The 11,976-nt window shown below is 67.3% G+C and carries 11 protein-coding genes; 2 read left to right on the top strand and 9 right to left on the bottom strand.

Going from position 1 to position 11,976, the window contains the following annotated elements; all coding sequences use genetic code 11:
- Window positions 1-15: 15 nt before the first annotated feature.
- Complete coding sequence (locus AC1PLR_RS04335; RefSeq protein WP_481102774.1) at window positions 16-1,161, bottom strand: mechanosensitive ion channel family protein; 1,146 nt, start codon at window positions 1,159-1,161, stop codon at window positions 16-18.
- A gap of 257 nt (window positions 1,162-1,418) precedes the next feature.
- Entirely contained in the window at window positions 1,419-2,813 is a 1,395-nt protein-coding gene (locus AC1PLR_RS04330) for a class II 3-deoxy-7-phosphoheptulonate synthase (RefSeq protein ID WP_481102773.1), read from the bottom strand.
- Between the two features lie 200 nt (window positions 2,814-3,013).
- On the opposite strand from AC1PLR_RS04330, the gene AC1PLR_RS04325 reads away from it, so the two are divergent.
- Complete coding sequence (locus tag AC1PLR_RS04325; protein ID WP_420008998.1) at window positions 3,014-5,152, top strand: TonB-dependent receptor; 2,139 nt, start codon at window positions 3,014-3,016, stop codon at window positions 5,150-5,152.
- Between the two features lie 314 nt (window positions 5,153-5,466).
- Window positions 5,467-6,348: an alpha/beta hydrolase family protein gene (locus AC1PLR_RS04320; RefSeq protein WP_481102772.1), complete on the top strand. Its 882-nt coding sequence runs from the start codon at window positions 5,467-5,469 to the stop codon at window positions 6,346-6,348.
- Window positions 6,349-6,515: 167 nt separating this feature from the next.
- On the opposite strand, the gene AC1PLR_RS04315 is transcribed toward AC1PLR_RS04320, so the two are convergent.
- The 7 genes from AC1PLR_RS04315 to secY form a co-directional block, all read right to left on the bottom strand.
- On the bottom strand, window positions 6,516-7,028 hold the full coding sequence (locus AC1PLR_RS04315) for a disulfide bond formation protein B (RefSeq protein WP_481102771.1): 513 nt from the start codon (window positions 7,026-7,028) through the stop codon (window positions 6,516-6,518).
- A 198-nt stretch (window positions 7,029-7,226) separates the two neighbouring features.
- Window positions 7,227-7,610, bottom strand: coding sequence for a 50S ribosomal protein L17 (gene rplQ, locus AC1PLR_RS04310; RefSeq protein ID WP_010340456.1), 384 nt, complete (start codon window positions 7,608-7,610; stop codon window positions 7,227-7,229).
- A gap of 200 nt (window positions 7,611-7,810) precedes the next feature.
- Window positions 7,811-8,809, bottom strand: coding sequence for a DNA-directed RNA polymerase subunit alpha (locus tag AC1PLR_RS04305; protein WP_010340455.1), 999 nt, complete (start codon window positions 8,807-8,809; stop codon window positions 7,811-7,813).
- Between the two features lie 51 nt (window positions 8,810-8,860).
- A complete protein-coding gene (gene rpsD, locus AC1PLR_RS04300; protein WP_010340454.1) occupies window positions 8,861-9,490 on the bottom strand; it encodes a 30S ribosomal protein S4 in 630 nt (209 codons plus the stop codon).
- Between the two features lie 14 nt (window positions 9,491-9,504).
- Entirely contained in the window at window positions 9,505-9,897 is a 393-nt protein-coding gene (gene rpsK / locus AC1PLR_RS04295; protein ID WP_003470632.1) for a 30S ribosomal protein S11, read from the bottom strand.
- 9 nt (window positions 9,898-9,906) lie between these two features.
- A complete protein-coding gene (rpsM, locus tag AC1PLR_RS04290) occupies window positions 9,907-10,263 on the bottom strand; it encodes a 30S ribosomal protein S13 (protein ID WP_010340453.1) in 357 nt (118 codons plus the stop codon).
- Between the two features lie 339 nt (window positions 10,264-10,602).
- Window positions 10,603-11,973 carry a preprotein translocase subunit SecY gene (gene secY / locus AC1PLR_RS04285; RefSeq protein ID WP_010340452.1) on the bottom strand — a complete coding sequence of 457 codons (1,371 nt, stop codon included), beginning with the start codon at window positions 11,971-11,973 and terminating at the stop codon, window positions 10,603-10,605.
- Window positions 11,974-11,976: the final 3 nt, after the last annotated feature.

Below are 11,976 nucleotides of genomic sequence, written 5' to 3'. Positions count from 1 at the left end.
TCATGCGGCGCCGCGCTACACGGGAGACGGCACTGCTCCTCCCGCCCCATCCTCGGCACCCGGCGAACGCATCGCCTCCGAATCGCTGGCGCGCACCGGCGGATGCGATAGCCGCACCGGCTCCGGCGCCACTTCCGCGCGCAGCAGCGGCAAGGCGTAGGCATGCTCGCGCACCAGGAAATCCAGCATGCGCTCGCGCACGATGCAGCGCAGGTCGAAGGCATCGCCGGAGTTGCGTGCGCTGACCAGCAGGCGCACCTGGATCGTGCGCTCGCTGGTATCGGTCACCTGGGTCACGCAGACCCGGCCGTCCCAGAGCGGTTCGCTCTTGCAGATGCGCTCCAGTTCGGCGCGCACCTGTGCGATCGGCGTGCGGTAGTCCAGCCACAGGAATGCGGTGCCGAGCAGGTCGGCGCTGTTGCGCGTCCAGTTCTGGAACGGGTTCTCGATGAACCAGGTCAGCGGCACCACCATGCGCCGCTCGTCCCAGATCCGCACCACCACGTAGGAGCTGCCGATCTCCTCGATGCGGCCCCACTCGCCTTCGACGATGACCACGTCGTCGAGCCGGATCGGCTGGGTCAACGCGATCTGCAGGCCGGCGATCAGGTTGCCGAACACCGGCTTGGCGGCGATACCGGCGACCAGGCCGATGATGCCGGCCGAGGCCAGCAGGGTGGTGCCGATCTGCCGCACCGCCGGGAAGGTCAGCAGCACGATCGAGGTGCCGACCAGGATGATCGTGCCCATCGCCACCCGTGCCAGCACCCGGGTCTGGGTCTGCACGCGGCGCGCGGTGAGGTTGTCCGCCACCTCGATCGGATGGCTGCGCAGGATCGCCGTTTCCAGCGCCGCCACGCCGCGCACCAGCAACCAGGTCACGCAACCGATCATGCCGATGTGCAGCAGGTGCTGCAGGTCGGTCAACGCCTTCTCGTCCAGCGGCGTGGATTCGAGCGCGAAGCTGAGCATCAGCATCGGCAGCAGGAACGCCACCGGCACGCTGATCACGCGCACGATGCGCGCACGCCGGTAGTCGCGGCCGCGCATGCGCTGGGCGATGCGCAGCAGCAGCCACCAGGCCAGGAAACCGAGAATCAGTGCGGCGCCGATCGGCAGCGTATAGGCACGCCAGGGCACCCAATGAAGATCGAGGGGCAAGATGCGCTCCTTTGTCGGGGGGAGGAGTCGCGACAGTCTGGCAGTGCGGGGATTAGCGCGATGTCGAGCGCGCACGAGGCGGCGTCAGGCGACGGCCACAGCGGGCGGTGTCGCGCATGCGCCTACTTCCGAAATGGGTTGCCAACGGCCGCGAGACGCTGCCACGCGCCGTGCGTGCAGCCGGAATGGCCCGCGTAGGCTGCGACCAGCGCCAGCGCCGACGCGCACGCTGCGCGCCGGCGCATGACATCAACCGATTACGCCAGCGGCGTGGCGACGGTACGCCCGTTCTGCTTGCGCACGATCGCCATCGCGATCTCCAGCGACTGCTCGTAGTTCAGCCGCGGATCGACGCTGGAACGGTAGGCGCGCTCCAAGTCGCGCTCGGTCAGCTCGCGCGCGCCGCCCGTGCACTCGGTGACGTCCTCGCCGGTCAGCTCTAGATGCACGCCGCCCAGCCGGGTCCCGGCCGCGGCGTGGATGTCGAACGACTGCTCCACCTCGCCCAGGACGTTCTGGTAGCGCCGGGTCTTGTAGCCGTTGCTGGTGCTCTCGGTGTTGCCGTGCATCGCATCGCACACCCACAGCACGCGCCGGCCGTCGCGCTTTACCGCGTCCAGCAGCGGCGGAAGCTTCTCGGCGATCTGCGCCGCGCCCATGCGGTGGATGAAGGTCAGCCGGCCCGGTTCGTCTTCCGGATTGAGCACGTCGATCAGGCGCAGCAACTGGTCCGGCTGCGCCGACGGCCCGACCTTGATCGCGATCGGATTGCGGATGCCGCGGAAGTACTCCACGTGCGCACCGTCCAGCGCCGCCGTGCGCATGCCGATCCACGGATAGTGCGTGCTGAGGTTGAACCAGCCCCACTGCCGCGGCACCTCGCGGGTCAGTGCTTCCTCGTAGGGCAGCAGCAAGGCCTCGTGCGAGGTGTAGAAATCGACGCGGTTGAGGTTGTACAGCTGCGCGCCGGACAGGGTCTCCATGAAGCGCACCGCATCGCCGATCGAGGCCACCATCTTCTGGTAGTCCTCGGCCAGCGGCGAATAGCCGACCCAGCTCAGGTTCCAGTACTCGGGATGGTGCAGGTCGGCGAAGCCGCCGTCGATCAGCGCACGCACGAAGTTCATGGTCATCGCCGAACGCGAGTGCGCGGTGATCATGCGTCGCGGATCCGGCACCCGCGCCTGCGCGGTGAACTCCGGGCCGTTGACCACGTCGCCGCGGTAGCTGGGCAAGGTCACGCCGTCGCGGGTCTCGGTATCGGCCGAGCGCGGCTTGGCGTACTGCCCGGCATAGCGGCCGACCCGCACCACCGGCAGGCGCAGGCCGTGCACCAGCACCAGGCTCATCTGCAGCAGCACCTTGAGCCGGTTGGAAATGGTGCCGGATTCGCAATCGTTGAAGTTCTCCGCGCAATCGCCGCCCTGCAGCAGGAAGCGCTTGCCCTCCTGCGCCTCGGCCAGCTGCTTCTTCAGCGCGAAGATCTCCCAGGACGTGACCAGCGGCGGCAAGTGCCGCAGTTCCGCCAGCGCGGCCTCCAGCGCCTGCGGGTCCGGATACACCGGCATCTGCAGCGCCGGCCGCTCACGCCAACTGGCAGGTGACCAGGACGGCGAGGAGGAGGGGGACACGGCGGCGGCGGACAGATTCATGAAAGGACTCCTTGGCAGTGTGCGATGTTCGCAGAGCCGGGGCGCGCCGCATAGCGCCGCACCCCGGTCACGCTGGCAGCGCCGCGACATGAACGGCAAGCAACACCGCGACGCCACCATGACTTCCGGCCTACGCCGGCGTTTTTGCGAAAGCACACTGTTATTAAGTAACAATTCCTTCCCCTTCGGTTCGCCTCGCCATGACACCTCGCCCCCTCTCCTCCGCCATCGCCCTGGTCCTGCTGCTCGCCCCCGGCCTCGTCTTCGCCGCGGACGCCACCGACAGCACCGCTGCCGCCGAACCGACCGTCGATCTCGACCCGGTTACCGTCACCGCCAAGCTGGAAGCCGCGCGCAACGCGCTGTCGCCGGACATCGGCAGCAGCCAGTACGCGATCAGCGCCGAGGACATCGCGCGCCTGCCGCTGGGCGCCTCCACCCCGCTCAACCAGGTGCTGCTGCAGGCGCCGGGCGTGGTCCAGGACTCCTACGGCGGCGTGCACGTGCGCGGCGACCACGCCAACCTGCAGTACCGCATCAACGGCGTGATGATCCCCGAGTCGATCTCCGGCTTCGGCCAGACCCTGGACCCGCGCACGATCAAGAACATCCGTCTGCTCGATGGCGCGTTGCCGGCGCAGTTCGGCGACCGCACCGCGGCAGTGGTCGACATCACCACCAAGAACGGGGTGGAACTGGGCAACGGCGGCAGCGTCGGCATCACCGCCGGCTCCTACGGCACGCTCAACCCCAACGCCTCGTGGTGGGGCAGCGACGGCCGCTTCAGCTGGTTCGCCAGCGGCAACTACCTGCAGAACCGCATCGGCATGGAGAACCCGACCGACAGCGACAACCCGATCCACGACAAGACCCACCAGGGCAAGGGATTCGCCGACCTCAGCTACCTGCTGAACGAGAACACCCGGCTCAGCCTGCTGGTCGGCTACGCCAACAACCGCTTCCAGATCCCCAACAACCCGGGGCAGACGCCGGCGTTCACCTACCAGGGCACCAGTACCTTCGATTCCTCCCAGCTCGACGAGAACCAGCGCGAGAACACCCGCTTCGGCACCCTGGTGCTGCAGGGCGCGCTCGGCGACACCAGCTACCAGCTGTCGGCCGGCCAGCGCTACAGCAGCGTCGCCTTCTCCCCGGACATCGCCGGCGACCTGATCTTCAACGGCATCGCCTCGCAGGTGCAGCGCGCCAACCGCGCCAGCACCCTGCAGGCCGACTTCTCCACGCCGTGGGGCAGCACCCACACCCTGCGCTACGGCGTGTACGGCAACTTCGAACACGCCAATGCCAGCAACAACGCCTATGTGTTCCCGGCGAACGACGACGGCAGCCAGAGCAGCGACGTGCCGCTGTTCATTCCCGACAGCAGCCGCTTCCACGCCAGCACCTACGCGGTCTACCTGCAGGACGAATGGCAGCCGAGCGACGCCTGGACCATCAACTACGGCGTGCGTGGCGACCGCTACAAGGCCTTCGGCACCACCGAGGGCCAGCTCAGCCCGCGCCTGGGCGTGGTCTGGCACGCCAGCGACAGCACCACCCTGCACGCCGGCTATGCGCGCTACTTCACCCCGCCGGCCACCGAGCTGATCTCCACCAGCGACATCGCCCTGTACGACGGCACCACCAACCAGCAGTCGCCGAACGGCGCCTCGACCAAGCCGCTGAGCGAGCGCAGCGACTACTACGACCTGGGCATCTCGCAGATGGTCGGCGACCACCTGACCCTGGGCCTGGACACCTACTACCGCAAGGCCGACCGCCTGCAGGACGAAGGCCAGTTCGGCGCCGCCTACGTCTACTCCACCTTCAACTACCGCTACGGCCGCATCCGCGGCGCCGAGTTCAGCGCCGACTACAGCAACGGCCCGATCAACGCCTACTTCAACGCGGCCTACAGCAAGGCCATGGGCAAGCAGGTGATGACCAGCCTGTACAACTTCGACCCGGATGCGCTGGCCTACGCCAACGACCACTGGATCCACCTGGACCACGACCAGAAGCTGACCTCCTCCGGCGGCATCAACTACGCCCTGGCCGAGGACAGCCGCATCGGCGCCGACTACCTGTTCGGCAGCGGCCTGCGTACCGACGCCGACGGCGTGCCCAACGGCGGCGAGCTGCCGGCGTATTTCCAGCTCAACCTCAGCGCCGGCCACGACTTCGCCCTGGCCAGCAGCCACCCGCTGCACGCGCAGCTGGCGGTGCTCAACGTGCTCGACCGCCACTACCAGTTGCGCGACGGCGGCGGCATCGGCGTATTCGCGCCGCAGTGGGCGCCGCGCCGCGGCGTCTACCTGAGCCTGCAGCAGGATTTCTGAGCAAGTGCCTGACGGCGGCCTGCGGCATGTCGATCGACGTGCCGCAGGGCGCAACACAGTGGACGACGGTGGTTGTGGCGGACTGATGCAGGCGCAGCGACCGCCTGGAAGCGGCTCCCGGCCGGTCGAGGGGCCGCCGCCAATCGCCGGGTAAGATGCCTCCGGACCACCCGACCAAGGCACGTCCAGCAGGACAGCGAAGCCGCGCGCCGCGTCGTGGCCGTGGGATCGCCCAGCGGAGGCAGCGCCACACGGCACGCCGATCGCACACGAACCGCCACGACGCGTCGCCACGCCCCAGGCAGGTTTCGCACATGCGCAAGCACCTGTTCGCTGCCTTCGCGGCCACCCTTCTCGCCTGCGCTGCGCCATTGCCGGTGCATGCCGAACGCGTTACGGACTTCCGGATGCCGGTGGTCGTGAAAGGCGTCGACTACGATCTCGCCGCGCGCGTGTATCGCCCCACGGGCCACGGTCCGTTCCCGCTGATCGTCATCCACCACGGCACGCCGGCGGACAAGCGCAAGCTCGCCGACACCCGCCTCGGCTTCGCCCGCGCCGCGCGCTGGTTCGTCGCCCGCGGCTACATGGTGGTGCTGGCGCTGCGGCCCGGCTACGGCAGCTCCAGCGGCAGCTACCTGGAAGGCGCAGGCAACTGCCACGACGTCGATTTCGTCGTCGCCGGGCACAGGATCGCGGCGGCCGAGGCGGCGATCGTCGACGCCGCCGCGCGTCTTCCCGACGTGGATCCGCAGCGCATCGTCGTGGTCGGCCAGTCCGCCGGCGGCCTCGGCGCGGTGGCGCTGGCCGATGCGCCGCCACCGGGCGTGCGCGGCGTCATCAGCTTCGCCGGCGGGCGCGGCAGCAACGGCAAGGAGGTCATCTGCGCCGGCGAGGACCGCCTGATCGAGGCGGAGAAGACTCTGGGTGCGGCCAACACGCTGCCGCAGTTGTGGCTGTACGCCGAGAACGATCACTTCTTCCGACGCGAACTGGCGCACCGCATGTATGCCGCCTACCGGGCCGGCTCGACGCCGCCGGTAACCTTCGTCGATCTACCGCCATTCGGCGACGACGGCCACAAGACCTTCGCCCAGGCCGATCCATCGGTGTGGGCCGAACCAGTGGCAGCATTTCTCGCTCAGGTCATGGCGCAGCCCGCAAGCGCGCCTGCACCGGCCAGCGCTCCGCGCTGACGCAGGCCGCATCGCGCGATCAGCGGTGGAGCCGGCGGCCGGACCGTTTGGAGAACGTGGCTGCGCGGCGGCAGGCGCGGGCGGCGCCGGGGGTTGCCAAAGCGACGGCCCAGCGGCGCCGCCAGAGGCGGCCAGGCCGAGCGATCAGCGCGCAGCCAGGGGCACGCTCAGATCAGCGTGCGCCGCCGGCTCTTGAACCCGGCATAGAGCGCGAACACGGCCAGCAGCAAGAAGCAGATCAGGCACCACATCGGCATCGACAGGCCAAGGAAACGCCAGTCGATGTTGCCGCAGTCGCCGGTACCGGTCAGCACCCGGCGCAGCACCTCGAACGGCCCCATGGTCTCGCGCAGGAAGCTCAGCGGCGGGCCGCAGGACGCCATCGGATCCGGGAACAGCTGCACCGAGACGTGCTTGGTGGAGATGCCGGCGCCCACGAGCGCGGCCAGGAACGCCAGGACGCCGTAGATCTTGCGCCCGCCGGCACTGCGCGGCCCATGCAGGGCACCGAGCAGGAACAGCACGCCCAGCGCGGCGAAGGCGATGCGCTGGAAGATGCACAGCGGGCACGGCTCGATGCCCAGCTGCAGCTGCACGAAGATCGCATAGCCCAGCAAGCCGGCGCAGATCAGAAAGCCGAGCAGGAACTGCGCGCGGAAACCCCAACGTAACGGATTCATCGGACTCGAACTCGCATCGACGATTCGCGCATTATCCGCGATCGTGCGCCCCATCACCATGTGTCATGGCGCTGTTGCGCGCCCACGCCCGCACTGCGGGCGTGCTCTACCAATCCCCAATCCCGCCTCCCCAATCCCCGCCCCAAAACAAAAAAGCCCGGACATGCCGGGCTTCTTGCTGCTGCAGGGGCGGACCGATTACTCGGCCACTTCCTCGGCCACGGCCGGGCGGTCGACCAGCTCGACGTAGGCCATCGGCGCATTGTCGCCGGCGCGGAAGCCGCACTTGAGGATGCGCAGGTAGCCACCCGGGCGCGCCTGGTAGCGCGGGCCCAGCGTGGTGAACAGGGTGCCCACCGCTTCCTTGTCGCGCAGGCGCGCGAACGCCAGGCGGCGGTTGGCGACGTTGTCGACCTTGGCCAGGGTGATCAGCGGCTCGGCGACGCGGCGCAGTTCCTTGGCCTTCGGCAGGGTGGTCTTGATCAGCTCGTGCTTGATCAGCGACGCCGCCATGTTCTTGAACATCGCTTCGCGGTGGGCGCTGGTGCGGCTGAACTTGCGGCCGGATTTCTGGTGACGCATGAGTTGGAATTCCTATGGAAGAGTGGGACTGTTGGAGATCGCTGTCGCCGTCCTGGCGTTGAATGTGGACTGCGGATGGTCCGTGCCGGCCGTCCCTGACCGGGCGACGCCGCGGGCTTGGCGACCCGTCGACGTGGTGATGCGGATGAAGCGAACGACACGCGGCCGATGCCTTGCGGCACCGGCCGGATGCGCAAAACTCAGCCGAGCATGCCGTGCTGGGCGACGCCGGCCGGCGGCCAGTTCTCCAGCTTCATGCCAAGCGACAGGCCACGCTGGGCCAGCACTTCCTTGATCTCGGTGAGCGACTTCTTGCCCAGGTTCGGGGTCTTGAGCAGCTCGACTTCGGTCTTCTGGATCAGATCGCCGATGTAGTAGATGCTCTCGGCCTTCAGGCAGTTGGCCGAACGCACGGTCAGTTCCAGATCGTCGATCGGACGCAGCAGCACCGGATCCACGCCGTTGCTGGCCGGCTTGGCCGCGCCACGGTCGCGATGGGTGAAGTCGCCGAACACCGACAGCTGGTCGCTGAGGATGTCGGCGGCAGTGCGCACGGCTTCCTCGGCATCGATCGTGCCGTTGGTTTCGATGTCCAGGACCAGCTTGTCCAGGTCGGTACGCTGCTCGACGCGGGCCGACTCGACTGCGTAGGCGACGCGGCGCACCGGCGAGAACGAGGCGTCCAGAACCAGGCGACCGATGGTGCGGGTCTCTTCGTCCGGACGGCGACGCGCAGCGGCCGGCTGGTAGCCGAAGCCACGCTCGATCTTCAGACGCATGTTGATCGCCGTGTCCTTGGTCAGGTGGCAGATCACGTGGTCGTTGTTGAGGATCTCGACGTTGTGGTCGGTCTTGATGTCGGCGGCAGTGACCGTGCCCGGACCCTGCTTGGACAGCGACAGCGTGGCGCTGTCACCGGTATGCATGCGGATGGCCACGTCCTTGAGGTTCAGCAGGACTTCCAGCACGTCCTCCTGCAGCCCTTCGACCGTGGTGTACTCGTGCAGCACGCCGTCGATCTCGACTTCGGTGATCGCGAAGCCGGGAATCGAGGACAGCAGCACGCGACGCAGGGCGTTGCCCAGCGTATGCCCATACCCGCGCTCCAAGGGCTCGATCACGACCTTGGCGCGGTTGTCGGTAAGGCGTTCGATCTGCGGCCCACGCGGGCGCAGAACCTGGTTGGCGGTAACCGTCATGTTGCGGGTTCTCCTGACGAGCCTCCGTGGACCGGAGGCTCTCCGATGTGATTACTTCGAATACAACTCGACGATCAGCGCTTCGTTGATGTCGGCAGGCAGGTCCGCACGGTCCGGCACGGCCTTGAAGATGCCGCTGAACTTCTTCGAATCGACCTCGACCCACGACGGGTTCAGGTCATGCGTTTCGGCAACGGTCAGCGCTTCCTGCACGCGAAGCTGCTTCTGCGCCTTTTCCGACAGGGCGATCGCGTCGCCGGCCTTGACCTGGTACGAGGCCAGGTTCACCGACTTGCCGTTGACCAGCACGCCACGGTGCGACACCAGCTGGCGCGCGGCCGGACGGGTGACGGCGAAGCCCATGCGGTAGACGACGTTGTCCAGCCGGGTTTCCAGCAGCTGCAGCAGGTTCTCGCCGGTGTTGCCCTTCTTGGTCGAGGCCTTCTTGTAGTAGTTGCGGAACTGACGCTCCAGCAGGCCGTAGATACGCTTGACCTTCTGCTTTTCGCGCAGCTGGGTGGCGTAGTCGGACAGCTTGCCCTTGCGGGCGGTCGCGCCGTGCTGGCCGGGCTTCTGCTCCAGCTTGCACTTGGAGTCCAGCGCACGCGCCGGGCTCTTGAGGGAAAGATCGGCGCCTTCGCGGCGCGCGAGCTTACAGGTAGGACCGATATAACGAGCCATTTCTTATCGCTCCTTTAGACGCGACGCTTCTTCGGCGGACGGCACCCGTTGTGCGGGATCGGCGTCACGTCGATGATGTTGGTGATCTTGTATCCGACGTTGTTCAACGAACGGACGGCGGACTCGCGACCCGGACCCGGGCCCTTGATGCGCACTTCCAGCGACTTCACGCCGTAGTCGAGCGCAGCGCGCCCGGCCTTCTCGGCGGCCACCTGCGCCGCGAACGGCGTGGACTTGCGCGAACCGCGGAAACCGGCGCCACCGGAGGTCGCCCAGGACAACGCATTGCCCTGACGGTCGGTGATGGTCACGATGGTGTTGTTGAACGAAGCGTGGACGTGGGCGACACCGTCGGTGACGACGCGCTTGATCTTCTTCTTGGTCTTTGCTGCTGCGGGCTTAGCCATGTCGGTCCCTTACTTCTTGATCGCCTTGCGCGGACCCTTGCGGGTGCGGGCGTTGGTACGGGTGCGCTGACCGCGCAGGGGCAGGCCACGACGGTGACGCAGGCCGCGGTAGCAGCCCAGGTCCATCAGTCGCTTGATGGCGATGCCGATTTCGCGACGCAGGTCGCCTTCGACGATGTACTTGCCGACTTCGAGACGCAGGCGCTCGATTTCCGGCTCGGACAGGTCGCGGATCTTGGTGGTCGAGGTCACGCCTGCGGCTTCGCAGACCTTCTTCGAACGGGTACGGCCGATGCCGTAGATGCTTTGCAACCCGACCCAGACGTGCTTCTGGGCTGGCAGGTTGACGCCTGCAATACGCGCCATGACGCGGTTCTCCAACTGAGTGATGGCCCGACGGCGCACCACGGCGCCATCCGGCAGGATGGATCAAAAAGTGAACTTGTAAGTCTAGCAAGGTCTCGGGTTACATGGAAGCCCGCGGAACCGCAAGGTTCCGCAAGCCCGGCATGGGGAGTGTGCCCATGCTCCGGCGCCGGACGTCGTTGACAGGGAGAAACCTCCGCCCTGCCGCCCGCGCTACTCCAGCGCAGGACCACCACGTCTCACCCGCGCACGAGACCGCTGCACGGGCCGCCCTTCAAGTCGGAAGACTGCGCCCGGGAACCGGGGCGTCTTCGCGGAAGGATTCAAACAGTATAGCAATCAACCGCGGGCAAAACCGCCGCCGCGCGAGCCGCCCTTGAGGTTGGCCTTCTTCAACAGGCTTTCGTACTGGTGCGACATCAGGTGCGCCTGGATCTGCGCGATGAAGTCCATCACCACCACAACCGCGATCAGCAGCGAGGTGCCGCCGAAGTGGAACGAGGTGCCAAGCTGGGCACGCATCACTTCCGGCAGCAGGCACACGATCACTAGGTACACCGAACCGGCCGCGGTCAGGCGGGTCAGCACGCCGTCCACGTAATCGGCAGTGGCCTTGCCCGGACGGATGCCCGGAATCAGCGCGCCGGACTTCTTCAGGTTGTCCGCGGTTTCCTGCGAGTTGAACACCAGCGCGGTGTAGAAGAACGCGAAGCCGATGATCAGCGCAGCGAACACGATCATGTGCACCGGCTCGCCCGGGCCGAGCGCATTGGCGATGCGCTGCAGCACGCTGCCGAAGGTGCTGTTGGAGGCGGCCTGGCCCGACCACATCGACAGCGTCGCCGGGAAGGCGAGGATGCTGGAGGCGAAGATCGGCGGGATCACGCCGGCCATGTTGAGCTTCAGCGGCAGGAACGAGGTCTGGTTCATGTACGCGTTGCGGCCGCCCTGGCGGCGCGCGTAGTTCACCGTGATCCGCCGTTGCCCGCGCTCGACGAACACCACGAACAGGGTGAAGGCGAGGATGGTCAGCACGATCAGCAGCAGGGCGATGAAGCTCATGTTGCCGTCGCGGAAGGCCTCCACGGTCTGGATCGCCGCCGCCGGCAGGCCGGCGACGATGCCGGCGAAGATGATCAGCGAGACGCCGTTGCCGATGCCGCGCTCGGTCACCTGCTCGCCGACCCACATCAGGAAGATGGTGCCGGCGGTCAACGCGATCACCGCGGTGAGCACGAAGCCCATGCCGGGGGCGTACACCACCGGCGCGCCGCCCGGTGCGGTCTGGTTCTGCAGCGCCAGGGCAATACTGCCGCCCTGCACCACCGCCAGCAGCACCGCGCCGATGCGCGAATACTGGGTGATCTTGCGCCGGCCCGACTCGCCTTCCTTCTGCATCGCCTTCAGCGACGGGAAGATGTGCGTGGCCAGCTGGATCACGATCGATGCCGAGATGTACGGCATCACGTTCAGCGCGAAGATGCTGAAACGGTGCAGGGCGCCGCCCGAGAACATGTTGAACATGTCCACGATGCCGCCGCCCTGCGCCTGCATCAGCGCAAGCATGGCTTCGGGATTGACGCCCGGCACCGGCACGTAGCAGCCGATGCGGTAGACGATCAATGCGCCGATGACGAACAACAGGCGCTGGCGAAGTTCCGTGAACTTGCCGAGCCCGCCGCCGAGATTCCCCATGCCAGCCTGCGCCATCTG

Source organism: Xanthomonas sp. NCPPB 3570, from assembly GCF_056725115.1.
This window is presented reverse-complemented; position numbering and strand designations above follow the sequence as displayed.